We start from the raw sequence: 26,309 nt of genomic DNA on the forward strand, positions 1-26,309 counted from the left end.
TTATCCTGACGGCCCGTCACACCATGACCGTGATCGGGCCGTCCGGGAGGCGCGCATGCTGCTGCGGGACAAGACCGTCGTCGTCTCCGGTGTCGGCTCCGGGCTTGGCCACCAGGTGGCGGTGGCGTGCGTACGGGACGGCGCTTCGGTGGTGCTCGGCGCCCGTACGGAGTCCCGCCTCGCCGAGACGGCGGCGCAGGCCGATCCGTCGGGCGAGCGGGTCGCCTGGCGGGTGACGGACATCGCGGACGAGCAACAGTGCGCCGCGCTGGCCGCGCTGGCGGCCGAACGTTTCGGCGGCGTCGACGCCCTGGTCCAGGTGGCCGCGCTGGACTCGCACTTCGGCGGGCTGGCGAACGCCGACTTCGGCGCCTGGCAGGGGGTCGTGGACATCAACCTCTTCGGCGCGCTGCGGATGACGCGCGCCTGCCTGCCGTCGATGACGGAGCGCGGCGGCGGGTCGGTCGTGCTGATCGGTACGCAGTCGTCGGTCGCCGCGCCGTCCGAGGTGCGGCAGGCCGCGTACGCGGCGTCCAAGGGCGCGCTGGTCTCCGCGATGTACTCGCTCGCGCGCGAGCTGGGGCCGCGCAGGATACGGGTCAACACCGTGCAGCCGGGCTGGATGTGGGGCCCGCAGGTCGAGGCGTACGTCCAGTACGCGGCCCAGGCCGAGGACGTTCCGGAGCGCGAGGTGCTGGACCGGCTCACCGCGCGGATGGCGCTGCCGGAAATGGCGACGGACGCCGATGTCGCGCAGACCGCCGTCTTCCTGGCGTCCGGCCGGGCGCGGGCGATCACCGGCCAGTCGCTGCTGGTGAACGCCGGGGAGATCATGCGCTAGCAGCGCCCCGAAGCCCGCTCCCTGGAGGCCCCGCTCACGCACCGCCCCTTTCCCGGGCCCGTACCGCGCCTCTCCCGGGCCCGCGCCACGCCCGGCGAAGCGTGTGCTCACCATGGCCACGGCGACTGCTCCCAACAACTCCCCCAGCTCCCCCTGCGGCCCAAGAGACCGCCACGCCGTTCGCCGCGCTGACAGCAGTTCACATCCTTGACCGTTCGCACTCTTGACCACCCCTCGCCATGAACGGTTCAATCCCCGAAGTCCCCGCTCCCGCACGGGGGCGCCGCCCCGCGGAACGTACGGCGACGTGTTTCCCGTTCACAAGGCGGACCCCTGGAGGGGCCATGAACAGTCTCGACTGGGCCGTGCTCATCGGCTATTTCGGCGTGATGGTCGCGATCGGCGTGTGGTCCCACAAGCGCGTGGACGACGTGAGCGACTTCTTCACCGCCGGCGGCCGGATGCCGTGGTGGCTGTCCGGCATCTCGCACCACATGTCGGGCTACAGCGCGGTGATGTTCACGGGGTATGCGGGGGTCGCCTACCAGTACGGCGTCACGTCCTACGTCACCTGGTCCTTCCCCATCGCGGTCGGCATCGCCATCGGGGCCCGCCTCTTCGCCGGACGCCTGAACCGGCTGCGCTCGCGGCTGCACGTCGCCTCGCCGCTGGAGTACCTCAAGAGCCGCTACAACCTGCCCACCCAGCAGGCGCTCGCCTGGTCCGGCGTACTGCTGAAGATCGTGGACGTGGGTGCCAAGTGGGCGGCGATCGCCACCCTGCTGTCCGTCTTCACCGGCCTCACCCTCAACCAGGGCATCCTGATCACCGGGGTGGTCACCGGCGTCTACTGCACGGTCGGCGGCCTGTGGGCGGACGCGCTCACCGAGCTGGGCCAGTTCGTCATCCAGTTGCTGGCGGGCGTGGCGATGCTGGTGACCGTACTGGCGGAGCTGGGCGGCGTCAGTGCACTGTGGGCGGTGTGGGACCGGCTGCCCGACAGTCACGCGCAGCCGACCGTCGGCCCGTACACGCTGACGTTCCTGCTGGCATACCTGTTCATCAAGACGTTCGAGTACAGCGGCGGGATGTGGAACCAGGCGCAGCGTTACATGGCCACCCGCAGCGCCCGCGAGGCGCGGCGCTCGGCGCGGCTGTCCGCCGCCCTGTGGTTCGTGTGGCCGGCGGTGCTCTTCTTCCCCATGTGGGTGGCGCCGCTGCTGGTGCGGGCCGAGAAGCCGGACGCGTCCGACTCGTACGCGCTGCTCACCGAGCGCCTGCTGCCGCACGGCCTGCTGGGCCTGGTCATCGTCGGCTTCTTCTCGCACACGATGGCCATGTGCTCCTCCGACGCCAACGCGATCTCCGCCGTCTTCACCCGTGACATCGCGCCCGCGCTGCCGAAGCTGGGCGCCCGGGCCCGCAGCTGGTCGCACCGGGCCGGCCTGCTGGCCGCGCGCCTGTCCACCGTCGCCTTCCTGGCCCTGTCGATGGCCATCGCCACCCAGGTCAACTCGCCGACGTTCAAGGACATCATCACCGTCGTCATCAAGTGGGTGGCCGGGCTGGTGGGGCCGATCTCCATCCCGTTCCTGCTCGGCCTGGTGCCGCGCTTCCGCAGGTCGGGGCCGACCGCGGCGCTGGTGTCCTGGGCGGCGGGCCTGTTCGCCTTCTGGCTCACGAACTACGGGCCGGCCGGCGTGCAGCTCCAGGTCCAGATCGTCGCGCCGGTGGCGACCTCGCTGGTCCTGTACGTCCTGATCGGCTTCCTCAAGCCGGAGGACACCCCGGAGCGGGATGCGGTGCTCGCCCGTATCAACTCCGGTGACGACGAGGGCGGGGACGGGTGCGGCGGCGGGCCCGGTGGCTCGGGCGCCGCCGCCCGCACGGTGGCCGGGCCGGTCGGCGGGCCCGGCCACCGTGCGACACCGCGGTGAGCCGGTCCGCGCGACCCACACGGCTCACCACGGCTCACACGGGCCTCCTGCGGCCTACTTCGTGTACCCGATCCGCTCGTACGTGATGTCGGCCATGCCCTGCGCACCGAGGTTGGCCAGGTTCTTCTTGGCCGCGGTGATCTCGGGCAGCTGGTAGGTGGGCAGTACGCCCGCGACCTGCCACGCCTCCGCGTCGGCCGCGTTGACGGTCTCCAGGGCGGCGGCCTGGTCGGAGCTGCGGCCGGCCTTGTCCAGCAGGTCGTCCAGCTTCGCGCTGCCGGTCTTGGCGTCGTTGCCGCCGCCGTCGCGGGTGTAGGTGTTGCTGGAGCCGGTCGCGGCGAACGGCGTACGGGAGTAGCTGTACGGCGCCACGTCGAAGTCGCCCGGGGTCACGTACTTGTCGAAGAACTCGTTGACCGGCACCGTCCGGATGTCCAGCCGCACGCCGACCTGGGCCCACATCTGGGTGAGGATGGTGGCCTCGTTCTTCGAGGCGGGCTGGCCGGTGGGGATCAGGAAGCGCAGCGTCAGCTCCTCGCCGCCCTTCTTGCGGACCTTGCCGCCGTCCAGCTTCCACCCGGCCTCGTCCAGCATCCGGCCGGCGGCCTTCGGGTCGTACGTGCCGAGGTCGCCGGAGTTGTTCCGGTAGCCCTTCTGGTTGGGCATGAGGAAGTGGTTGTTCAGCGGCTCGGCCGCCCAGTTGAGGCCCTTGACGCTGGACTTCACGAGCGTCTCGCGGTCGGTGGCCTTGAACAGCGCCTCGCGCACCCTGGGGTCGCTGAGCTTCGGGCTCCGGCCGTTGAAGGTCAGGTGCCGGTAGTTGGGGCCGCCGGCCTCGCGGATCTCCCCGGTCCTGACGCCGGACGCCTGCTTGAAGGCGGCGACGCCGGCGTTCAGGTCGAAGTAGTCGATCTCGCCGTTGGCGTAGGCGCCGGGCATCGACTCGGTCGTCATCGCATGGAAGACGATCTTGTCGAGCTTCGGCTTCTCGCCCCACCACGCGGGGTCGGGCACGAGGGTGACGGTCTGCGCGGTCTTGTCGATACCGCCGAGCTTGTACGCGTTGGCGGTGACGGGGATCGCGTTGAGGTAGCCGGTGGTGAAACCCTTGGCGCCGGCCATGTACTTCGCCGGGTAGAGCGGGGTGTTGTTCGGCGCGCCGAACAGCGCGCGCCAGTCCGCGTACGGCTTGTCGAAGGTCAGCACGGCCTCGTGGTCGTCCTTGCCCTTCCGTACGGACGACACGTCCTCGTACCCGGCCGGCGAGCCGACCTTGTACGCCGCGTCCTTGCTGCTCATCGCCCGTACGTTGGCCTCCAGGTCCCGGTAGGTGATCGGGGTGCCGTCGGACCACTTCGCCTTGGGGTTCAGGTGGTACGTGACGATCTGCTTGCCGCCCTCCGTACGGTCGGCCGCGTCCAGCAGGAACGCCTTGTTGGGCACCTGCTCGCCGTTGGGCGCCGAGTGCCACAGCGACGGCAGCACCGCCTCGACGACGGCGTTGGTGGCGGCCTGGTTGCCGTCCGTCTCCATCTCGTTGAACTGCACCGGGAACTGGTCGATCGCCCAGTTCAGCGTGCCGCCCTGGGTGAGCTGCGCCGGGTCGGTCTTGTTGATGTCCAGCGCGGTGGTCTTCGGCGTCTGCTTCGGCTTGCCGTCGCCACCCCCGTCGTCCGACCCGCCGCAAGCGGTCAGCGCTGATGACGCCACCACGACGGTGGCGACGAGGGCGAGCGGAACTCTGGAGTGCTTCATTGCGGAGACGTTCCCTTTCTCGACTGGACTGACGAAAACACAGGGAGAGCGCGGTACGGGAGGTGTTCTTCAGCCCCCTCCCGGCGGGGCCGCCGCGTCCGACGCACCCGATACATCCGGTGCGTCCGCCGCGTCCGTTGCGTAGTGGCAGGCCGCTTGGTGGCGGGTCGCGACGGAGCGCGGCGCCGGGTCCTCGTCCCGGCAGCGCCGCTGTTCCGGCGCGCCGAGCGCCGCGTACAGCGGACAGCGGCCGCGGAACCGGCAGCCGGACGGCACGTCCACCGGACTCGGCAGGTCACCGCCCAGCAGGACGCGGGCCCGGGCCCGCTCCTTGCGCGGGTCGGGCAGCGGTACGGCGGACAGCAGGGCCCGCGTGTACGGGTGGGACGGCGCCGCGAACACGTCCGCGGTGTCGCCCGACTCCACGATGCGGCCCAGATACATGACCGCGACCCGGTCGGCGCTGTGCCGCACCACGGACAGGTCGTGGGCGACGAGCAGGTAGCTCAGGCCCAGCCGGGCCTTCAGCTCGTCCAGCAGATTGAGCACACCGGCCTGCACCGACACGTCGAGGGCGGAGACCGGTTCGTCCAGCACCAGCAGCCGCGGCTCCAGGGCCAGGGCGCGCGCGATGGCGATGCGCTGGCGCTGGCCGCCGCTGAACTCCCGCGGGTAGCGGCCCGCGTCCGCGGCCGCCAGCCCGACCGTCTCCAGCAGTTCGGGGACGCGGGCGGCGATCCGGGCCCTGGGCCAGCGGTGGGTCCGCAGCGGCTCGGCGAGGATGTCACCGGCCGGCATCCTCGGGTCCAGGGCGGCCGTCGGGTCCTGGAAGACGATCTGAAGGTCACGGCGCAGGCCGCGTCGCGCGGCGCGGTCCAGGCCGCGGACGTCCCTGCCGAAGAGGCGGATGGTGCCGGCCTGCCCGGTCGCCAGGTCCATGATCTCCATCAGGGTGGTGGTCTTGCCGCACCCGGACTCGCCGACCAGGGCGACCGTCTCCCCTTCCCGTACGGCGAGACTGATGCCGTCCACGGCCCGTACGGTGCCCACGGCCCGTTTGACGAAGGTGCCCCGGGTGAGCGGGAAGTGCTTGACGAGGTGGTCGACTTCGAGGACGGCGGGGCCCGCCGCCACCGCCTTCGGGTCCGCTCCCGCCGCTCCCCCCGGCTGCCCGCGGAAGATCTCCGCCCGCGGCAAGGTCCCCGCCGCGATCTCCTCCCCCCGGTGGCATGCGGCGGTGTGCGCGGCGCCCGCGCCTGCGGCCGGGGTCGGCACGGGTTCCGTCTCCGTACAGTGGTCCGCGGCGACGGGGCAGCGCGGCGCGAACGGGCACCCAGGCGGCAGGGCTGACAGCGACGGCGGGTTGCCGTGTACGGGCACCAGCGGCGCGCCCGTAGGACCGTCCAGTCGGGGCGTCGCACCCAGCAGGCCGATCGTGTACGGCATCCGGGGCCGGTAGAAGATGTCGTCGACCGGTCCGGACTCCACCGGCCGGCCCGCGTACATGACCTGTACCCGGTCCGCGGTCCCGGCGACGACGCCCAGGTCGTGGGTGATCAGGACGACCGCGGCGCCGGTGACTTCCCGGGCCGTCCGCAGGACGTCCAGGATCTGCGCCTGGATGGTGACGTCCAGGGCGGTGGTGGGCTCGTCCGCGATGATGACGCGCGGGTCGTTGGCGATGGCCATGGCGATCACGGCGCGCTGCCGCATGCCGCCGGAGAACTCGTGCGGGAAGGCGTCCGCACGGCGGTGCGGGTCGGGGATGCCGACGAGGCCGAGGAGTTCGACGGCGCGTGTCCGGGCGGTTTTCCGGCTCAGGTCCTGGTGGATTCGGAGGGCTTCGACGATCTGGTTGCCGATGCTGTGGACGGGGGTGAGGGCGGACAGCGGGTCCTGGAAGACCATGCTGATGCCGTTGCCGCGGATGCCGGACAGCGCGGCGTCGTCGAGGCCGAGCAGTTCCCGGCCGTCCAGTTCGACGGAGCCGTGTGCCTGCGCGCCGTCCGGCAGCAGCCCGAGGACGGCCTGTGCGGCGGCGGACTTGCCCGCGCCGGATTCCCCGACGATACCGAGGACTTCGCCGGGCCGTACGGTGAAGCTCAGGCCGCGTACGGCGTGTACCGGGCCGTTCTCGCCGGGGAAGGTGACGTGCAGGTCCGTCACGCGGAGTGCGGGGCGGGCGGCCGTCTCCGTGGGGGTGGCCGGCTGTTCGCTCACCGGCGGGCCGCCGTCTCGTTCGCGTCCGGGCGCTCGGCCGTACGGAATGCACGCCTCCGGCGTCCCTTGGCGCGGGCCTGCGCTCCTGCCGCGTCGGGGTCCAGCGCGTCCCGGAGCCCGTCGCCGACGAAGGCGAGGGAGACGCCGATGAGGACCAGGCACCCGGCGGGGAAGAAGAACAGCCACGGGTAGCTCGCGGCCATGTTGGTGTTGTCGGCGATGACCGTGCCCAGGGAGACGTCCGGCGGCTGTACGCCGAATCCGAAGTACGACAGCCCGCTCTCCCCGATGACCGCGGCCCCGGCCTGGATCACCGCGTCGATGATGAGCAGGGAGGCCATGTTGGGGAGGATGTGCCGGAAGACGATCACCGGCGCCGGTACGCCCATGTAGCGGGCGGCCTTGACGTATGCGCGTTCCTTGAGCGTGAGCGTGACGCTGCGGACCACCCGCCCGGTGATCATCCAGCTGAAGGCGGCCAGCAGGACGACGAAGACCGGCCAGCCCGAGCCGCGGACGAGCGGTGACAGGACGGCGACGATCAGGAAGGCGGGCATCACCAGCAGCAGGTCGACGCATCCCGTCAGAACGCGGTCGGTCCAGCCGCCGAAGTACCCGGCGAAGGCGCCCACCACGGCCGCCAGGAAGGTGGAGACCACCCCTACCAGGACGCCGATCACCAGGGACTTCTGGAGCCCGCGCAAGGTGAGCGCGTACAGGTCCAGGCCGCTCTGGGTGGTGCCCCACCAGTGGTCGGCGGACGGCCCGGAGAGGAAGTTGAGGAAGTCGTGGGTGCGGTGGTCCCAGGGGCTCAGCAGCGGGCCCGCGTACGCGGCGAGGAACAGCAGGACGAGCAGCGCCAGCCCGGCCAGCGCGAGGCGGTTCCGCGCGAAGCGGCGTGCGGTGAGGCGGGCGCGCGACGCGCCTGCGGTACGCATCACCGCACCCGTACGCGGGGATCCAGGGCCGCGTACAGCAGGTCCGAGAGCAGCCCCGCGGCCAGTACCAGCACGGCGGTGAACAGCCCGACCGCGGCCACCGCGTTGATGTCCTGCCCGGCGACCGAGTCGACGAGCAGTTCGCCCATGCCGTGCCAGCCGAAGGTCTTCTCGACGAAGGTGGCACCGGCGAAGAGCAGCACGATGTTGTAGACCAGCAGCGGGACGACCGGCAGGACGGCCGTGCGCAGTCCGTGCCGCAGCAGCGCGGTGCGGCGGCGCAGGCCCTTGGCGCGGGCGGTGCGCAGGAAGTCGGCGTTGAGCACGTCCAGCATGGTGTTGCGCTGGTAGCGGCTGTAGAGGGCGACCTGCACGATGATCAGGGTCAGGGCGGGCAGCAGCATGTGCTGGGCGCGGTTGAGGAGCGCCGCGGGGTCCCAGCGGCCGGCGTACTGTGCGTCGTACTCGCCGAGGACTTTGATCGTCTGCGTGCCGTCGTTGAGGGCGGTGGCGCCGATCTTCAGCGCGACACCGATCACGAACACCGGCATCGCCAGCACGAAGAACGAGGCGAGGGTGGAGAGCCGGTCGGACCACCGGTACTGGCGGATCGCGCCGTACGCGCCGACGGCGACGCCGAGGGCCGAGCCGACGAAGGTCGCCAGGAGCAGCAGCCGGGTGCTGACGCCGACCCGGCGGCCGAAGTCGTCGTTGAGGGAGTCGCCTTCGACGGTCCGGCCGAGGTCGCCGTGGGCGACGTCACCGGCCCAGCGGGCGAAGCGGATCACGACGGGGGTGTCCGGGTTCATGTTGACGTCGTCGAGGGTGCGGGTGACGGCGGCCTCGGGCAGCGGCGGGTTGCGGCCTTCGAAGCGGGCCCGCGGGTTCAGGCTGAGCCCGGCGAGGACGTACGTCAGGGACGCGGCCACGACCACCAGGACCAGGTAACTGGCCAGCCTTCGCAGCAGGTAGCGGCCCATGGTCTGTCTCCCCCTCGTAGCCTCTTACGCCTCGTCCGTCCCGTACGCCTTCGGTACGGGCCGCCCTGGGCCCCCTGGGCTGTTCTCGCACGGGCGGGGCGGGTTTGTCGACCAAGGCTCCCCCAAAGCGGGACATCGCGAATGCCCCTGGGCCGTAACCGACTTCGCGGAATCGGCTGTCCCGGTTCACGCACGCGGGTACCGCTCCAGCCACCCCGGCGCCGAATTCCCCGGCCCGTGCAGGGCCGGGCCCTGCGTCATCTCCATGGCGAAGTCGTCGGCGAGCTGGAGGATCGTCGCACGGCCCTCCACCTCGGCCAGCCACATGGGCGGCAGCGCCGTCTCGCCGTGCAGCGTGCCCAGCAGGTTGCCGCAGATGGCGCCGGTCGAGTCGCTGTCACCGCCGTGGTTGACGGCCAGCAGCAGCCCGTGCCGGACGTCCTCGGCGACCAGCGCGCAGTACACGCCGATCGCCAGGGCCTCCTCGGCGGTCCAGCCCTCGCCCAGCGACTCCACGCGGGCGGCCGTGGGCATCCCCTGCCGTACGGCACCCAGCGCCTCCTTGAGCGCGTCGCTGGTCTCCTCGTGGCCGGGCCGGGTGGCCAGGTGGGCGAGTGCCTTCTGCACCGCGCCGTCCAGGTCCTCGCCCCGGGCCAGCGAGTGGGTGATCACCGCCAGGGCGCCGGCCGCGAGGTAGCCGGTCGGGTGGCCGTGCGTCTGGGCGGCGCACTCGACGGCGAGCTGGAAGACCAGCTGCGGCTCCCAGCCGACCAGCAGCCCGAACGGCGCCGACCGCATCACCGCGCCGCAGCCCTTGGACCCGGGGTTCTTGGGCTGCTCCAGCGTCCCCATCACCTCGTCGCCGAGCCCGGACAGGCAGGCCCGGCCGGGCGCCCGCTGCGCGTACAGCCACTCCTCGCGCGCCAGCCAGCCGTCGTCCTTCCTGCGCTCGTCCGGTCCCCAGTCGCGCTGGGTGGCGGCCCAGCGCAGGTACGCGCGGTGCACGTCGGTGGGCGGGTGCCAGGCGCCGGTGTCGCGCCGCACCTGGGCCCGGATCAGCCCGTCGACGGTGAACAGCGTCATCTGGGTGTCGTCGGTGACCGTGCCGCGCCGTCCGAAGGCCGGTACGTAGTCCGTCACGCCCTCCTGGCCGTGCGCCTCCCGGATCGCGTCCAGCGAGCTGAACTCGATGCCCGCGCCGAGCGCGTCACCGATCGCCCCGCCCAGCAGGCAGCCCCGTACCCGGCTGCGGAAGTCCTGCTGTTCGACCCGGCCCCAGATGGCCGTGCCGCCTGCCGCTGCGCTCACTTCGGTCCCTCCCCGTGGCCCACCACATCCCTTATGGGGCCCTTACGCTCCCCCTGCCGCAGCACTGTAATCGACCAAGAACAGTCAACTCCGGGCAAGGAACGCTATGCGAACAGTCACCCCGGAGGAGGCTTTTGATTACTACGGTCCCGTTCAGCACAGTCGTGCCCCTTGCACACCGAGGCCATACGACCGGCATGCCGGGGGAATGCTCCTCCCATGCCCGACTTCGAGTGGGACCGCACCGCCATGGCCACCGTGGCCTGCGCCCTGGCCGGTGACAGCGACGGTGCCGTGGAACTCCTCCGGCCGCTCTCCCAGCGGGACGTGTGCCAGGTCACCGTCCGGCTGGCCGCGATGGCCGCCGACGCGCTCATCTCCGCCGCCGAGGACACCGGCGGCGACCGCGCGGAAGCACTGGCCCAGTGGCAGCAGTGCATCCTCCAGCACGAGGCGGAGGCGGGGACGGGGGACGGGTGAGGTGACGGGCGTCCGCCCGGTCACGCCGTCCCGGGGGCCGCCGCGGCCAGCTGCCGCAGGAGTACGCGGTGTACGGCCCCCAGCTGGCCGGAGACCGTGGCGTCCCGCTCCGTCCACAGGGCCGTCAGGTCCCGCAGCCCGGCCTCCGCCTCGGCCACACGCTCCCAGGTGGCGCCGTCGCCGGACAGGCCGGCGAGCGCGGTGCGGGCACCGGCCCAGTCGGCGAGCGCGCACCGCGTGACGATCATGATGACGGCGGGGCCCATGAGGTCGTCACCGTGCGGCGGCCGGATCTCCGCGCCCCGTAGCGCCTCCCAGACGGGCGCGGAGTCCCGTACTCCGCCCACTGCGGCGGCGAGCAGCGCGGACTCGTACCGCACCGGCGACTCGTCCGGCGCGAGGGCCGACGCCGCCTCGACGGCTTCGCGTGCCGCGTCCAGCCATCCCGCCCGGCGCAGGCACCCGGCCCGCGCGGCCAGGAAGACGGCCCGGGCGGCGTCCGGCACGGTGGTCCCGTCGGCGTCGGCCAGGGCCCTGTCGTAATCGGCGAGCGCTTCTTCCTCCGCCCCCAGCAGCTGATGTGCCTTGGCCCGGCGGGCGAAGGCCCAGGGATTGACGGACTCCAGGGCGATGACCCTGCCGAAGTCCGCCAGTGCCTCCGTGAGCCGGCCCGCCAGGAGGGCCACCCGCCCCCGGGCCGCGGCGGCCCACGCGTACGACGGGTTGACGGCCAGCGCCCGGTCGAACTCCGCCAGCGCTTCCTCGTACCGGTCCATGGCGCGGTAGGTCATGCCCCGCTCGGCCATCGCCCAGGCGTAGTCCGGGTACAGCTCGATCGCGTGGGCGAGCACCGCCAGCGCCTCCTCGTGGCGGCCCAGGTGGCGCAGGCAGACGGCGCGGCTGCCGTGCGCCTGGGGGTAGAGCGGGTCCAGCTCCAGCGGCCGGTCGAACGCGGTCAGCGCCCGCTCGTACCGGCCCATGAGACGGTTGGCCTCGCCCAGGTGGAACGCCGCGGAGACCGAGCGCGGATCGAGTTCCAGGGCGCGGGTGAAATCCCGGACGGCGGGCTCGAAGTCGCGCCGGTACCGGTGGGTCAGTCCCCGCCCGACCAGCGCGTGCGCGTCGTCCGGCGCCAGCTCCAGGCACCGGTCGAAGTCGGCGAACGCCTGCGGCCACGACTCGGCCTTACGGTGTTCACGGCCACGGAGGCGGAGGACCAGCGCCTGTTCCGGCACGCCGAGACCGGGCCGGGCGAGCAGCGTGGTGAGGGCCTGTGCCAGGCCGTCCGGCCCGTCGAGTGCGGACAGCAGCCGCGCTCCCCAGTCGCGGGGCTGCGGCGCGTCCGCGTCCTCGCCCGCCTGCCGGACGGTCTCCGCGACCAGGCGCACGGCGGGCGGCTCGTACTGTGCGGTGGCCGCCACCTCGGACAGTGCCTCGGGCAGGAACCCCCGCGGGTCGGCACACAGACCGTGATAAACCTCCCGCAGCCGCAGCTCCCGCCACCGCTCGTCCCGGTGGCACGCGCCCGCGTCCCGGCCGCCCGCGCACTCCTCCCGCCCTCTCCGCGCCGCCTCCGCCAGCCGCCCGTGCCGCTCGGCCCAGACGCGCGGCGAACGGCGGCGCTGGACGCGCAGCATCGCCGAACGGACCACCTCGTGGTACTGCCACCGGTCTCCCCGGCCGGTCACGAACGGCAGCCCGCACAGCCATCCGAAGTCGCCGGCGGCCTCCGCGCCCACCGCTTCCCCGTACACGTCCTCGTCCAGGCTGCGCGGCAGGGCGGCGGCCAGCGCCGCCTCCCTGCGCACCGGATCGGTCTCCCATTTCAGAAAGCGCTCGACAGCGGTGTCGCTCGGGTCGCCCACGACGTCGGCCGCGCGCGGGCGGGTCCCGGCGAGCGTCGAGACCAGCACCGGGAGGCCGCCGGAGAGCCGCAGGATGGCGTCCACGGTGTCGGCGTCGGTGATGTCCTTGGCCGCCAGGTAGCGGCGGGCCTCGGCGTCCGTGAAGGCGTCCAGCGGTACGTCCGCGACGTGTTCGAGGTGGTCGGCCCAGCAGTTGCGGTCCAGCGCGTCGCGCCCGGCGAGGACGACCATGACGTTCGGCGCGAGCGGGCCGTGGCGGTCGCTGAAGAGGAGGTCGCGCAGCCAGGCATCGAGCAGCGGGCCGGTCGCCTCGTATGTGTCGAAGAACAGTGCCAGTACGGGTACGGCGTCGGCGGCGTCACCCAGTTCCCGTACGAAGACCGGCGTCAGCACCTCGACCGGGGACAGCACCAGCCGTACGTCGTCGTGGTTGCGCAGCCGCGCGCCGATCCGGCTGCGCAGCCGGTCGGTGCCGCGGGCGGCCTGAGTGGTGTCCACCGCGCCGACGAGGGGCCCGGCGCCGGGGATCAGGCCGATGCCCGCCATGCCCACCCGGACGGCGATCATGCTGCCGGACGAGGGCGGCGCCGTCCTGTCACCCGGCTCCCCCGGGCCCGCGAGCGCCGCCTCCGCCTCGTGCCGGCGCTCCCGGTAGGTGGCCAGCAGCTTGTCGAAGGCCTTCAGCGGGCTGCCCTGGCGGCCGAGCCGGGCGCTGATCTCGGCCATCGCCTCCGGGACGCTGTGCACCGACTCGTCGACGTACACGGTCAGCGCGCCCAGTTCGCGTGCCATCTGCTCGAAACGCTGCACCAGGGAAGTCTTTCCGACGCCGCCCTGGCCGTGCAGGTGGTGCAGGAACCGGAAGTCCGGGTCGGCCGGGTCCCGGGCGAGGTTGGCCCGGAACGCGGCCAGCTCTCCCTCGCGGCCGACGAAACCGTCCCCGCGCCGGGCCCGGATCAGCTCCTGGCGCGAGAGCCGTCTGCGGTCCACCGCTCACCTCCCGGGCCCGCGCTCCCCCGGCGGGCTCCGGGCGTAACCGTAGCGGGCGGCGGCCGCCCCCGGGACCTCCCGGCTACTCCGCTTCCCGGCCCCTCCCCGCTGCCCCCTTCCCGGCCTCTCCCGCTACTCCACCACCGGCAGCAACTCCGGCAGATGCCCGTCCGAGGCCAGCGCCGCCGCCTCGCGCTCCGGGGCCACCGGCCCGTACGTCGTCGTGCGGGCGCGCGACGGGCGGCCCGCGGCGTCCGCGATGGCGATCAGGTCCTGGATGGAGCGGTACGAGCCGTAACCGGAGCCCGCCATCCGGGAGATGGTCTCCTCCATCAGCGTGCCGCCGAGGTCGTTGGCTCCGGAGCGCAGCATCTCGGCGGCGCCTTCCGTGCCGAGCTTGACCCAGCTGGTCTGGATGTTGGGGATGTGCGGGTGCAGCAGGACGCGGGCCATGGCCGTGACCGCGCGGTTGTCGCGGGTGGTGGGGCCGGGCCGGGCGATGCCGGCCAGGTAGACGGGCGCGTTGGTGTGGATGAACGGCAGCGTCACGAACTCGGTGAACCCGCCGGTCTCCTGCTGGATCTCGGCCAGCAGCCGCAGATGGCCGAGCCAGTGCCGGGGCTGGTCGACATGGCCGTACATCATCGTCGAGGACGAGCGGATGCCCAGCTCATGGGCGGTTTTTACGACCTCGACCCAGGTGGCGGTGGGCAGCTTGCCCTTGGTCAGCACCCAGCGGACCTCGTCGTCGAGGATCTCGGCGGCGGTGCCGGGGATGGTGTCCAGGCCGGCGGCCTTGGCCTCGCTCAGCCACTCGCGGATGGACAGGCCGGTGCGCGTGGCGCCGTTGACGACCTCCATCGGCGAGAAGGCGTGGACGTGCATGCCGGGCACGCGTTCCTTGACCGCCCGCGCGATGTCGAAGTACGCCGTGCCGGGCAGGTCGGGGTGGATGCCGCCCTGCATGCACACTTCCACCGCACCCACGTCCCACGCCTGCTGGGCGCGGTCGGCGACCTGGGAGAGGGACAGGGTGTACGCGTCGGCGTCCGTGCGGCGCTGGGCGAAGGCGCAGAAACGGCAGCCGGTATAGCAGACGTTGGTGAAGTTGATGTTGCGGGTGACGATGTACGTGACGTCGTCGCCGACCGTGGCGCGGCGCAGGTCGTCGGCGATGCCGCAGAGCGCGTCCAGCGCCGGGCCGTCGGCGTGCAGCAGGGCCAGCGCCTGGTCGTCACCGAGCTTGGTGGGGTCGTCGGCGGCCTGCGCCAGGGCGGCGCGGACGTCCGTGTCGATGCGCTCGGGCGCCATACCGGGGGCGGCGGCCTCGCGCAGCGCGTCCCAGTCGCCGTACACCTCGTCGAAGTCGTCGCGCCGGTCGGCGGTGCGGCCGTCCGTGTCGATGGTGCGGTGCAGGTCCGTACGGCCCGCTGAGCTCATCGAGAAGCCCTCGTCGGGCTCCTGCCAGGGGCGGCCCTCGACCACCGCGTCCGGGCGGGCCAGCCCCGTCTCCGGGTCGGCCAGCGCCCGTACGTGCGGCAGCAGGCGCGGGTCGAGCCAGGGCTCGCCGCGCTCGACGTACTCCGGATAGACGGCCAGCCGCTCGCGCAGCTCGAAGCCCGCGGCGGCGGACTTCTCGGCCAGTTCCTCGATCTGCGGCCAGGGCAGCTCGGGGTTGACGTGGTCGATCGTCACCGGGGAGACGCCGCCCCAGTCGTCGATGCCCGCGTCGATGAGCAGCGCGTACTCGGAGTCGACGAGGTTGGGCGGCGCCTGGAGGCAGCCGGACGGGCCGAGGATGTGCCGGGCGACGGCGACCGTGGCGGCCAGGTCCTCCAGCTCCGCGTCCGGCATGCCGCGCATGGCCGTGTCCGGCTTGGCACGGAAGTTCTGCACGATGACTTCCTGGATGCCGTGGTACGCGCGCTGCACCTTGCGCAGCGCGAACAGCGACTCGGCGCGCTCCTCGAAGGTCTCACCGATGCCGATGAGCAGCCCGCTCGTGAAGGGGACGTTGGAGCGCCCGGCGTCCTCCAGGACGCGCAGCCGCACGGCCGGTTCCTTGTCGGGGGAGCCGTGGTGCGGGCCACCGGGCTCGCTCCACAGGCGCTCGGCGGTGGTCTCCAGCATCATGCCCATCGACGGGGCGACCGGCTTGAGCGTCTGGAAGTCCGTCCAGGACAGCACGCCGGGGTTCAGGTGGGGCAGCAGCCCCGTCTCCTCCAGGATGCGGATCGCGATGGAGCGCACGTACGCGATGGTGGAGTCGTACCCCTCGGCCTCCAGCCACTCGCGCGCCTCGGGCCAGCGGTCCTCCGGCTTGTCGCCGAGCGTGATCAGCGCTTCCTTGCAGCCCCGTTCGGCGCCGCGGCGGGCGATGTCCAGCACCTCGTCCGGGGACATGAACATGCCGTGGCCGGCGCGGCGCAGCTTGCCGGGAACGGTCACGAACGTGCAGTAGTGGCACTTGTCGCGGCACAGGCGCGTCAGGGGGATGAACACGCTTTTGGAGTACGTGATGACACCGGGCCGCCCGGCCGCCGCCAGCCCCGCGTCGCGCACCCGGGCCGCGGACGCGCACAGGTCCCGCAGATCGTCGCCGCGCGCCTGGAGCAGCACCGCGGCCTCACCGACGTCGAGCGCAACGCCGTCCCGGGCCCGCTTGAGGGCGCGGCGCATGGCGTTGGCGGTGGGGGCGGTGGCGGAAGAGGAGGTGCCGGTGGGGACCGCCACCCGGTCCGTCCCCTGCCCGGGTACCTGCGCGCTGCTAGTCATCCAACGAGCATACGAGCGACCACCGACAGTGCCGCCGACCGGATGGCCTGCGACGGTGTGCCACTGATCACGTCAGACGGAGGTTCCCTCCGGGGCGCGGGCGGGCAGCCTGGGCGGGAGAGATATGCCCGTATGCGCGGGAAATCGGGCGCCACTCCCGTACGGAGGACCAGTTGCCCGTACTTACCGCGCGGCTCACAGATCCGTACTTACCACGCAGCTCACAAATACTGCGCGAACTCGTCCAGCGTCCGCAGTACCTCCGCCTCGCCCGCCGGCGGCAGCCCCACGACGACCTCCTCCAGCCCGAGATCCCGCAGCCGCGCCAGCTTCCCGGCCGACGGCCGCACCCCGCACGGCACCACCACCGGCTCGCCGTCCCGGCCCGCCTCCGACCACGCCTGCCGCAGCGCCGGCAACGCCTCCGCCAGCCCTGCCGCACCGATCGGCAGCCAGCCGTCCGCGTACTCCGCGATGCCCGCGAAGAGCCGGGGGCCCGCCGCGCCGCCGAGCAGGGTGCGCGGCGCGCCCTTGACCGGCTTCGGGTGCGCCAGACTGGCCCGTACTGAAGCGAACCGGCCCTCGTACGCCGTCGGCTCGTCCGCCCACAGCGCACGCATCAGCAGCATCCGCTCCCGCACCAGCGCGCGCCGCGTCGACCACTCGACCCCGTGGTCGGCCGCCTCCTCCACGTTCCAGCCGTACCCCACGCCCAGCGTGAACCGCCCGCCCGACAGGAAATCCAGCGTGGCCACCTGCTTGGCCAGCACGATCGGGTCGCGCTGGGCGACGAGGGTGACGCCGGTGGCGACCGTCAGCCGTTCGGTCACGGTGGCGGCCTGGCCCAGGGCCACGAACGGGTCGAGCGTGCGCCCGTACTCGCGCGGCAGCGGCTCGCCCATGGGCGCGGGCGTGTCGCGACCGGCCGGGATATGGGTGTGTTCGGGGAGGTAGAGCCCGGCGAATCCGCGCTGCTCCAGCTCCCGCGCCAACCGGTCCGGCCGAATCGTCTCGTCGGTCAGGAAAATCGTGGTCGAGATCCGCATACTGGGCGTACCTCCGCGTCGGCAGTGCCCCCTTCCTACCCCCGGGAACGGGCAGCGTCCATGAGGCGCCGGTGCGGTCGCCGCGGAACACGCCACGCGGTGCGCCACACGAGAGCGTTTCCTGCCCGACCTCTTCCCTTGCCCGCCCGTTCACGCCTCAATACGAGGGTGCACGGAAGCTTGCGAAGGCTTACGACGCAGGCTCACGAAGGTCTGCGGGGGTTTCCGTACGCCGGTTCCGCCACGCCTCCCCGGGAGCGATGTCCCATGTGCGACGACGACAGACCCAGCGGCCCGCCCGGACGCCGCGCCCTCCTGGTGACGGGAGCCGCCGCGGCGCTTACGTTGAACGGTGTGAGCTTCGCGGCAGCCGACGAGGGCGGCGGCCGGACCGGTGAGACCACACGCAAGGTCACCGGACGGCTGCCCGTCGGCGCGCCCGATTACGTCTACCTCCCGGTCGAAGTCCCGCACGGGGTCCGCGAGATCGCCGTCGCGTACACGTACGACCGCCCCTCCGTACCGCCCGGCACCGCGGGCAACGCCTGCGACATCGGCATCTTCGACGAACGCGGTACGGACCTGGGCGGACGCGGCTTCCGCGGCTGGTCGGGCGGCGCCCGCACGGAGTTCTTCCTGCGCGCCGACGACGCCACACCCGGCTACCTCCCCGGCCCGGTCAACGCGGGCACCTGGCACATCGCCCTCGGCCCGTACACCGTCGCCCCACAAGGCCTCGCCTACGAAGTAACCATCACCCTCCGCTCCGGCGCCCCCGGCACCCCGCCCGTCCTCACCTACCCACCCCAACGCGCCAAGGGCCGAGGCCGTTCCTGGTACCGAGGCGACAGCCACATCCATTCCCTCCACTCCGACGGCAAGCGCACCCCCGCCCAGATCGCCGCCCTCGCCCGCGCCGCCGGCCTGGACTTCATCACCACCACCGAGCACAACACCACGTCGTCGCACCGCGCGTGGGACGGCCTGTGGGGCGACGACCTGCTCATCCTCACCGGCGAGGAAGTCACCACCCGCAACGGCCACGTGGTGGCCATGGGCACCGACCCCGGCGTCTTCATCGACTGGCGCTACCGCGCCCGCGACGACGCCTTCCCCCGCTTCGCCCGCCGCATCCGCCGCGCGGGCGGCCTGGTCATCCCGGCCCACCCGCACGCCCCCTGCATCGGCTGCAACTGGAAGTTCGGCTACACCGAAGCAGACGCGGTCGAGGTCTGGAACGGCCCGTTCACCCTCGACGACGAGGTGGCCATCGCCGACTGGGACAACGCCCTCATCGCCCACACCCACGACCGGGGCCGCTTCCTGCCAGCCGTCGGCCACAGCGACGCCCACCGCGACCCGGACGTCATCGGCCTCCCCCAGACCGTCGTCCTCGCCGACGACCTCTCTCGCACCGCCATCCTCGACGGCCTCCGCGCAGGCCACGCCTACCTGGCCGAATCCTCCGCCGTCACCCTCACCTTCACCGCCACCGGCCCCAAGGGCGAACACGCCACCATCGGCGACCGCCTCCCCGCCCCCAGCTCCACCCCCATCACCATCAGCCTCCAAGCCACCGGCGCACCCCCCGACTCCACAGCCCGCTTCCTCACCGACCAGGGCCAGCTCTTCACGGCCCCGCTCCCCACATCCGGCACCCTCACCTGGCAGACCACCCCGGCCAAGGCCACGTACGTACGGGCGGAGATCCGCCATCCGGCTACGGGTGCGGGGGTGCCGGGGGCGATGGCGGCGATGACCAATCCGATCTTCTTGGGACGAGGATGATGCCGAGGCCTCACGCCCCCTGCCGGACGACCGGTCGCCCGGGCGGCCCGGGAAGTACGCCCGCCGATGCCGCCGCGCCCGCCCTACGGCGACGACTCGTACCGCCTGTGCGTGCCCGCCGCGTCTGACCTGCCCACACGCAGCCGGAAGCCACAGCGCGACCACCGCACCATGTGGCCGGACGACACCCCGGCACTCAGCAGCGCTTCGCGCCCGGTTCCCTTACCGGCAGGCCCCTCAGCAACGTGTCGAGGAACAGGTCGAAGCGTGGGGCGCCGTGGCCGAGGTCGAGTGGGGTTTCCTGGGCGGCGAGCCAGCCGACGACGGTGGTGATGAAGATGTACCAGCTCTGCTCGGCCGGTCCGGGTTCGATTCCGGCGTGCGTGAAGGCGGTGACGACGTCCTGCCGTAGCCGTCCGAGGGCTTCGGAGTTGTGGCGGTGCGGCCGGGAGAGGCGGGTGGCGTAGCCGGGGACGGCGAGGAACTGGTCGTGCATGGACCAGGCGACTCGGGCGAGCCAGGGGCGCCAGTCGGAGTCCCGGGAGCCGTCGTGGGGGCTGTCGTGGGAGCCGCCGGGCGGTCCCTCGGCGGGCAGGATGCGTTCGACCATCGCCTCGCTGATGAGGTCGATGAGCTGGTCGCAGTTGCTGACCCAGCGGTAGAGCGCGCCGTGGCTGACGTTCAGTCGGGCGGCGAGGGCGCGCATGGTCAGCGTGTCGAGGTTCCCGGTCGAGATGGCCGCGTCCACGATGCGCTCGCGGCTGAGCTGCGCGGGGCGCCCCGGGCGGGGCCGGGTGGTCGTGGAGTCGGACACGGGCTCGGTCGTGGACTCGGACACGAACTCGGACTCGGGCATGGCGATGACTATACGGACCGGGTTGTTGGCGGGAGCTTGGTGAATTCATTAGTGACCACTGGTTACTAACGTCTTAGGGTCGAGTCGTGTCCGGCGCGTCCGGACGGTCACACGACGGCGTGGGAGGAAGCGATGACGAAGGACGACGTACCCCAGGGCACCGTCGCCGACGGTTTCCGGTCGGTACGGGACGAGTTCGCCGCGGTCACGGCCGAGGAGGGCGGCGACTTCGCCGCGCAGCTCGTGGCATACCGGCACGGCGAGCGGGTCGTGGACCTGTGGACCGGCCCGGAGATCAACGGTGATTCGCTGCTCGGCGCGTACTCGGCGAGCAAAGGCGCCGCACATCTGGTCGTTGCCCTGCTCGTACAGGAGGGCGTGCTGAATCTGGACCGGAAGGTCAGCCACTACTGGCCGGAGTTCGGCGTGGCGGGCAAGGAGCGCGTCACCCTGCGGGAGCTGCTGGCGCACCGGGCCGGGCTGGTCGGTACGGGCGACGGATTCACGCTCGACGAGCTGACCGACGACCGGACCGTCGCCGACCGCCTCGCCGGGCAGCGCCCGTACTGGCGGCCCGGCAGCGCGTTCGGCTACCACGCGCTGGTGATCGCCGCACTGAGCGGCGAGGTGGTACGGCGTGCCACCGGGCGCACCGTTCAGGAGCACTTCGCCGAGCGCGTACGCGATCCGTACGCGGTGGATTTCCACCTCGGACTGCCCGGCGACCAGGAAGCCCGATTCCTGAGCGCGCAGCCGGCGCTGCCGACCCCCGAGCGGCTGGCCGAGCTGGCCGCGCGCGCGACCGGCGCGAACTCCTTGCCCGGGATCGCGTACAACCGGCAGCACCCGCAGAACCCGGAGCTGTGGGACCTGCCGAACTTCCGAGCGGTACGAGCCGCCGGGCCGGCCTCGTTCGGCGGGGTGGCCTCGGCTCGCGGAATGGCCCGGATGTACGCGGTGGCGACCGGTCCGGTGGATGGTCTGGCGCCCCTGCTGACGGCGGACACCACTGCCGAATTCGCACAGGTCCACTCCATCGGCCACGACCTGGTCACCCGCGAGCACAAGGCGTTCGGGCTCGGCTTCCATGCGACGTCCGAGGTGTATCCGGTGCTGGGGCAGGGCGCGTTCGGACACAGCGGCGCGGGCGGCCAGCAGGCGTTCGCCGATCCGCGCAACGGACTTGCCTACGGCTACAGCCGCCGCCGGTTCCCGTTCCCCAACGGCGCCGGCCCGGAGAACGGCCGCCTGATCCGCGCGCTGTACGCCGCGGCCGACAGGCTCGGCTAGGGCGCTTCTGACGGATCTCCGCGGCATCGCGACTCCCCCAGCTACCGCTGGGAGGTGCCCCCAGGCACGCACCCTCGCCGCACGGCGCAAAGGGACAGGTGGCCGGGGCTGGGCGACCTGAAGGCCGTACTGGGCGGCTGACGGGTTGCGGGCGCGGCCGCACCCCTGAGCGCGGCCGTGCCCCCTACTCCTCAACCACCAACACCGGCGTCCCCCGCCCCAGCACCTCGCCCCGGAAGAACGCCGGGCTGCGTCGCCGCATGACCAGCATCAGGATGAAGCCGAGCAGCAGCAGGCCCACGCCGATGATGAAGACCGAGCCCACGCCCAGGACGGAGCTGCCGGAGCCGTAGGCCGGGTTCCACATGTCGATGAGGGTTTTGGTGAAGACGGCGGTGAGGAGCACGCCGCCGAGCGCCGGGAAGACGCCTTTGAAGAGCAAGTCGCGAGTCGATGCGCGCAGTTCGCGGCGGAAGTACCAGGCGCAGGCGAAGGCCGTGATCGCGTAGTAGAAGCAGATCATGAGGCCGAGGGCGTAGATGGTGTCCACGAGGACGTTCTGGGAGAGGAAGGTCATCCCGGCGTAGAAGACGCCGGTGGCGACGCCTGCCGCGATGGTGGCACGGCCCGGGGACCGGAAGCGCGGGTGGACGCGGGCGAAGGACGCCGGCAGCGCCTCGTACGCGCTCATGGCCAGGACCGTGCGGGCCACCGGGATGAAGGTGGTCTGGAGGCTGGCGGCGGCGGAGGCGAGGACCGCGACGAAGAGGAGTACGCCGAGGACCGGGCCCATCACAGGGGTGGCGAGGGCGGCGAAGACGTTGTCGGCCGTGTCGGGGTTGCCGAGTCCCGGGCCCTTGGCGCCGACGCCGGAGAACATCTGGGCGGCCACGGCGGTCAGCAGGTAGGAGCCGATGAGGACGATCATGGCGAGGAGGGCGGCGCGGCCGGGGGTCTTCGCGCTGCCGGCGGTTTCCTCGTTCACGGTCAGGCAGGCGTCCCAGCCCCAGAACATGAAGATCGACAGGGAGAGCCCCGCGGTGAAGGCGGAGAAGGACTGGACGGCGAAGGGGTCGAGCCAGGTGAGGGAGAAGTGCAGGGAGCCGGGGAGATCGCCGGAGGCGGCCTTGGTGAGAGCCATGGCCACAAAGACGGCCAGGACCGCGAGTTGGAGGCCGACCAGGGCGTACTGGACTCCCTTGGTGGCGGTCATGCCGCGGTAGCTGACGGCTGTGGCGAGGGCGATGAATGCCAGGCACGTCAGGACGTGGGCGGCCTTGTTGCCGTCCAGCGCGGCGATGGCGTCGCTGCCGGTGAGTTCGCCGAGGAGAAGGTAGAAGAAGGAGGTGGCCACGCCGGCGAGGTTGGAGAGGACGATGATGGTGGCGATCACCAGGCCCCAGCCGCACATCCAGCCGATGCGCGGGCCGAACGCCTTCACCGACCAGGTGAAGGAGGCGCCGCAGTCGGGAACGGCCTTGTTCAGCTCGCGGTAGGCGAACGCGACCAGCAGCATCGGCAGGAAGCCGGCGAGGAAGACGGCCGGCATCTGGAGGCCGACCTCGCCGACGGTGGGGCCGAGCGTCGAGGTCAGGCAGTAGACCGGGGCGACGGTCGAGATGCCGATGACGGCGCTGCCGAGCAGGCCGACGGAGTTGCCGCTCAGGCCCTTTCCGCGGGTCCCGCCGGTGCCGCCACCGGCCGTGTCACCAGCCGTGTCACCGGCCCTCGTTACCGTGTCTCCGGCCTTGGGCCGGGGGTCTACCTGAACCATGAACAGGACGTTAAGGGCTGCTGTTTCCGCATCGGGGGGCTGAAGATCCACCCCTGAGCGGCGTCGATTTCCTCGCTTCGTTAGGTGTGACGCACGTACCGGTCACCGTTTGCAAGGTTGGCTGCGCGTTACGAGCGGTAACTCGAAGGTCGTACCATCGAGTTCCGGTCTGCGGGAACCGCAGCACCGCCCGATTCGTCCCGTTTCAAAATTTTCCCGCGCCGTCCCGCGCCGGCCTCACCCCGGCCACACCACCGCCTGCGTCTCGCTGTACGCGTGCAGCGCGTACGAGCCGACGTCGCGCCCCACGCCGCTCCGCTTGAAGCCGCCGAACGGCGCCTCCAGGTTCCGGCCGACCGTGTTGACGCCGACCCCGCCCGCCCGCAGCCGCCCCGCCACCCGGAACGCGCGCGCCACGTCCCCGGACCAGACGTAGTCCAGCAGGCCGTAGTCACTGTCGTTGGCGAGCGCCACGGCCTCCTCCTCGTCGTCGAAGCGGAGGACGACGATCACCGGGCCGAAGATTTCCTCGCGGACGACCCGCATGGTGGGGGTGCAGTCGGTGAAGAGGGTGGGGGTTACGTAGAAGCCTCGCGGGAGGGGTGGGCGCTCGCCGCCCGTGACCAGGCGGGCGCCTTCCTTCCGGCCCAGTTCGACGTACCACTCCACGCGGTCGCGGTGCGCGGCGGAGATCACCGGGCCGACGACGGTGTCCACCGAGGCCGGGTCGCCGACCTTCAGCCGCCCGGCGTACGCGGCCAGCCGCTCGACCAGCCGGTCGTGGATGCCGCGCTGGGCCAGCACGCGCGTCGGCGCCGTACAGATCTGACCGCTGTAGAAGGAGTACGTGGTGCCGATCCCGGCGACCGCCGCGTCCAGGTCGGCGTCGTCGAAGACCAGTGCGGCGCCCTTGCCGCCCAGCTCCATGAGCTGGCGTTTCATGCCGCGTCCGCACACCTCGGCGATACGCTGCCCGACGGCCGTGGAGCCGGTGAAGCTGACCATGTCCACGTCCGGGGCGTCGACCGCGGCCTCGCCGACCGCCGGGTCCTTGCCGGTCACGAGGTTGACGACGCCCGGTGGTGCGCCAGCCTCGTTCAGCGCCTCCTGGAGCGCCTCGGCCAGGCGGTGGACGGAGAGCGGGTCCTGCGGGGCGGGCTTGACCACGACGGTGTTGCCCATGGCCAGGGCAGGCGCGATCTTGCCCGCCGGGTTGGCCCAGGGGTTGTTGTAGGAGGTGATGCAGGTGACGACGCCGACGGGGCGGCGCACCGCGAGCGCCCCGAGGACTGCGGCCTTCCCGAACGGGCCCGCCTCGTTGAGCTGCGGGGGCAAGGGGGTTTCCACCGGTTCCAGTGCTCCGCGCGCGTACCGCTTGAGGCGGGCGACGGCGACGCCCACCTGCATCGCGCGGGCGGTGCCGGTCGTCGCCCCGGTCTCCGCCTGCGCGAGCCGGGTGTACGGGCCTAGGTTGCGCGCCAGGATCTCGGCGGCGCGGTCCAGGACCCGCGCGCGGGTCTCGGGCGCCGTGCGCGACCAGGGCCCGAACGCCTCGCGCGCCGCGCGGGCCGCCGCGTACGCCTGGTCGCGGCTCGCCTCCGCGGCCTGTCCGACGACTTCTTCGGTCGCCGGGTCGATCACCTCGTAGTGGCCGCTGTCGGGTGTGGTCCACTCGCCGCCGATCAGCAGCTGCTCGGGGCGCCTCGGTGCGGTCGTGCCGGAAGCGCTCACCGCGTCCGCACCGTCTCGGTGTCCCGGCCCGACCGCAGCACCTTCCCGGGCACCGCCCCGGTCACCGTGCCGTCCCGGATCGTCTCGACGCCGTTGACCCGTACGCTCACAATCCCGGCCGCCTCCGAGTCCAGCCGCGGGCTGTCCCCCGGCAGGTCGTGCACCAGCCGGGCCGGGCCCGCGTCGATCCGCTCGGGGGCGAACAGGACGAGGTCGGCGTGGTGGCCGACGGCAATACGGCCGCGGTCGCGCAGTCCGAAGAGACGGGCCGGGTCGTCGGTCAGCATCCGTACGGCCTGCTCCAGCCCGACCAGCTTCCGGCCGCGCAGGCAGTCGCCGAGGAAGCGGGTGGTGTACGGGGCGCCGCACATCCGGTCCAGGTGGGCGCCCGCGTCGGAGCCGCCCAGCATGACGTCCTCGTGCTGCCAGGTGTGCTGCCGCAGTTCCCAGCTGGCCGGGTCGTTGTCGGTGGGCATCGGCCACAGGACGGTGCGCAGCCCGTCCTCGGCGCAGATCTCGACCAGGGTGTGGAAGGGGTCCAGGCCGCGTTCGGCGGCGATGTCGCCGACCACCCGGCCGGAGAGTCCCGCGTTGGCGGCGGAGTACGTGTCGCCGACGACGTACCGGGCGAAGTCGGTCAGCCGCCGGAAGACGCCCGCCTCCTTGCTCGCCGCGCGCCGGAGCATCTCCTCCCGTACGGCCGGGTCGCGGAGGCGGGCGATGCGTTCCGGTACGGGCAGGGCGAGGATGTCGCCCCAGCCGGGGATGAGGTTGAGGGCGCAGAAGGTGCCCAGCGACATGTTCATGGGGGTGAGGATCGGCATGGTGAGGGCGACGATCCGGCCGCCCGCCTTACGGGCCCGGTCGCTCGCCTCCAGCTGCCGGGGCACGCGTTCCGGTACGGCACTGTCGATGGTCAGTACGTTCCAGTTCAGGGGGCGTCCGGCGGCGGCCGACATCTCGACGAGCAGGTCGATCTCCTCGTCGGCGAACTGGTCGAGGCAGCCGGCGACGATCGCCTCCAGCTGGGTGCCCTCGTGGTCGGCGACCGCACGGGACAGCGCGAGGAGTTCGGCGGGGCGGGCGTGCCGGGAGGCGACGGGTTGGCCGTCGCCGTCGGCGTGGGTCGAGGACTGGGTGGTGGACAGGCCCCAGGCGCCCGCGTCCATGGCGTCGTGGAAGAGCCGGAGCATGGCCGCCAGCTGTGCGTCCGTGGGCTGTCCGCCGATGGCGTCGGGGCCCATGACGTGGCGGCGCAGCGCGCAGTGGCCGACCATGAAGCCCGCGTTGACGGCGGTCCGGCCGTCCAGGGCGTCCAGGTATTCGCCGAAGGTGGACCAGTTCCACGGCGCGCCCTGCTCCAGCGCCGCCAGCGACATGCCTTCGACCCGGCTCATCATGCGGCGGGTGTAGTCCGCGTCGCCGGGGCGGTCCGGGTTGAGCGGGGCGAGGGTGAAGCCGCAGTTGCCGCCCGCGACGGTGGTGACGCCGTGGTGCATGGAGGGGGTGGCGTACGGGTCCCAGAAGAGCTGGGCGTCGTAGTGGGTGTGGGGGTCGACGAAGCCGGGCGCGAGGACGAGGCCGTGGGCGTCCTCGGTGGTCCCGGCGGGGTCGGTGATCCGGCCGATGGCGGCGATACGGCCGTGCCGGACGGCGAGGTCGGCCCGGTACGCGGGGGCGCCGGTGCCGTCGACGATCGTGGCGCCCTTGATCAGGTGGTCGTACATCCCGGTGG

General features: G+C 72.4%; 17 protein-coding genes. 5 read left to right on the forward strand and 12 right to left on the reverse strand.

The genetic code is table 11. From position 1 onward, the window contains the following. Positions 1-55: 55 nt before the first annotated feature. Together ACZ53K_RS06180 and ACZ53K_RS06185 are read left to right on the forward strand one after the other, a co-directional pair. Complete coding sequence (locus tag ACZ53K_RS06180) at positions 56-841, forward strand: SDR family oxidoreductase (RefSeq protein ID WP_468832441.1); 786 nt, start codon at positions 56-58, stop codon at positions 839-841. Between the two features lie 344 nt (positions 842-1,185). After that, positions 1,186-2,778, forward strand: a complete 1,593-nt coding sequence (locus ACZ53K_RS06185; RefSeq protein WP_468832443.1) for a sodium:solute symporter family protein — start codon at positions 1,186-1,188, stop codon at positions 2,776-2,778. Between the two features lie 54 nt (positions 2,779-2,832). Here ACZ53K_RS06185 and ACZ53K_RS06190 read toward each other — a convergent pair whose 3' ends face one another. The 5 genes from ACZ53K_RS06190 to ACZ53K_RS06210 all read right to left on the reverse strand — a co-directional run bounded on the left by ACZ53K_RS06190 (position 2,833) and on the right by ACZ53K_RS06210 (position 9,979). Further along, positions 2,833-4,533 (reverse strand): ABC transporter family substrate-binding protein, encoded by a 1,701-nt coding sequence (locus ACZ53K_RS06190; RefSeq protein WP_468832445.1) that lies wholly within the window; start codon positions 4,531-4,533, stop codon positions 2,833-2,835. A 69-nt stretch (positions 4,534-4,602) separates the two neighbouring features. Next, a complete protein-coding gene (locus ACZ53K_RS06195; protein WP_468832446.1) occupies positions 4,603-6,753 on the reverse strand; it encodes an ABC transporter ATP-binding protein in 2,151 nt (716 codons plus the stop codon). Beyond that, positions 6,750-7,691: an ABC transporter permease gene (locus tag ACZ53K_RS06200; RefSeq protein ID WP_468832448.1), complete on the reverse strand. Its 942-nt coding sequence runs from the start codon at positions 7,689-7,691 to the stop codon at positions 6,750-6,752. The genes ACZ53K_RS06195 and ACZ53K_RS06200 overlap by 4 nt, the downstream gene beginning before the upstream one ends. Continuing rightward, positions 7,691-8,671, reverse strand: coding sequence for an ABC transporter permease (locus tag ACZ53K_RS06205; RefSeq protein ID WP_468832449.1), 981 nt, complete (start codon positions 8,669-8,671; stop codon positions 7,691-7,693). Before ACZ53K_RS06205 ends, ACZ53K_RS06200 begins: the two co-directional genes overlap by 1 nt. 186 nt (positions 8,672-8,857) lie before the next feature. Continuing rightward, positions 8,858-9,979 (reverse strand): ADP-ribosylglycohydrolase family protein, encoded by a 1,122-nt coding sequence (locus tag ACZ53K_RS06210; protein ID WP_468832451.1) that lies wholly within the window; start codon positions 9,977-9,979, stop codon positions 8,858-8,860. Positions 9,980-10,198: 219 nt separating this feature from the next. Here ACZ53K_RS06210 and ACZ53K_RS06215 point away from each other — a divergent pair, with 219 nt between their 5' ends. Beyond that, positions 10,199-10,459 carry a hypothetical protein gene (locus ACZ53K_RS06215; protein ID WP_468832452.1) on the forward strand — a complete coding sequence of 87 codons (261 nt, stop codon included), beginning with the start codon at positions 10,199-10,201 and terminating at the stop codon, positions 10,457-10,459. Positions 10,460-10,479: 20 nt separating this feature from the next. Here the strand turns inward: ACZ53K_RS06215 and ACZ53K_RS06220 are convergent, their stop codons facing one another. The 3 genes from ACZ53K_RS06220 to ACZ53K_RS06230 all read right to left on the reverse strand — a co-directional run bounded on the left by ACZ53K_RS06220 (position 10,480) and on the right by ACZ53K_RS06230 (position 17,135). Continuing rightward, positions 10,480-13,314 (reverse strand): tetratricopeptide repeat protein, encoded by a 2,835-nt coding sequence (locus tag ACZ53K_RS06220; protein ID WP_468832454.1) that lies wholly within the window; start codon positions 13,312-13,314, stop codon positions 10,480-10,482. A gap of 132 nt (positions 13,315-13,446) precedes the next feature. After that, entirely contained in the window at positions 13,447-16,089 is a 2,643-nt protein-coding gene (locus ACZ53K_RS06225) for a bifunctional FO biosynthesis protein CofGH (RefSeq protein WP_468832455.1), read from the reverse strand. Between the two features lie 221 nt (positions 16,090-16,310). Then, entirely contained in the window at positions 16,311-17,135 is an 825-nt protein-coding gene (locus tag ACZ53K_RS06230; protein ID WP_468832457.1) for a TIGR03619 family F420-dependent LLM class oxidoreductase, read from the reverse strand. Between the two features lie 267 nt (positions 17,136-17,402). Here ACZ53K_RS06230 and ACZ53K_RS06235 point away from each other — a divergent pair, with 267 nt between their 5' ends. After that, a complete protein-coding gene (locus ACZ53K_RS06235; RefSeq protein ID WP_468832458.1) occupies positions 17,403-18,923 on the forward strand; it encodes a CehA/McbA family metallohydrolase in 1,521 nt (506 codons plus the stop codon). A gap of 196 nt (positions 18,924-19,119) precedes the next feature. Here ACZ53K_RS06235 and ACZ53K_RS06240 read toward each other — a convergent pair whose 3' ends face one another. Beyond that, complete coding sequence (locus tag ACZ53K_RS06240; RefSeq protein WP_468832460.1) at positions 19,120-19,779, reverse strand: TetR/AcrR family transcriptional regulator; 660 nt, start codon at positions 19,777-19,779, stop codon at positions 19,120-19,122. A gap of 132 nt (positions 19,780-19,911) precedes the next feature. Between ACZ53K_RS06240 and ACZ53K_RS06245 the strand changes: the two genes are divergently transcribed. Further along, positions 19,912-21,069, forward strand: a complete 1,158-nt coding sequence (locus ACZ53K_RS06245; RefSeq protein WP_468832461.1) for a serine hydrolase domain-containing protein — start codon at positions 19,912-19,914, stop codon at positions 21,067-21,069. A gap of 184 nt (positions 21,070-21,253) precedes the next feature. On the opposite strand, the gene ACZ53K_RS06250 is transcribed toward ACZ53K_RS06245, so the two are convergent. The 3 genes from ACZ53K_RS06250 to ACZ53K_RS06260 form a co-directional block, all read right to left on the reverse strand. Further along, complete coding sequence (locus ACZ53K_RS06250) at positions 21,254-22,843, reverse strand: APC family permease (RefSeq protein WP_468832463.1); 1,590 nt, start codon at positions 22,841-22,843, stop codon at positions 21,254-21,256. Positions 22,844-23,080: 237 nt separating this feature from the next. Further along, a complete protein-coding gene (locus ACZ53K_RS06255) occupies positions 23,081-24,574 on the reverse strand; it encodes an aldehyde dehydrogenase family protein (protein ID WP_468832464.1) in 1,494 nt (497 codons plus the stop codon). Then, positions 24,571-26,301, reverse strand: a complete 1,731-nt coding sequence (locus ACZ53K_RS06260) for an N-acyl-D-amino-acid deacylase family protein (RefSeq protein WP_468832465.1) — start codon at positions 26,299-26,301, stop codon at positions 24,571-24,573. Before ACZ53K_RS06260 ends, ACZ53K_RS06255 begins: the two co-directional genes overlap by 4 nt. Between the last annotated feature and the right edge of the window lie 8 nt (positions 26,302-26,309).

This window comes from Streptomyces sp. NPDC033221, from assembly GCF_055577005.1.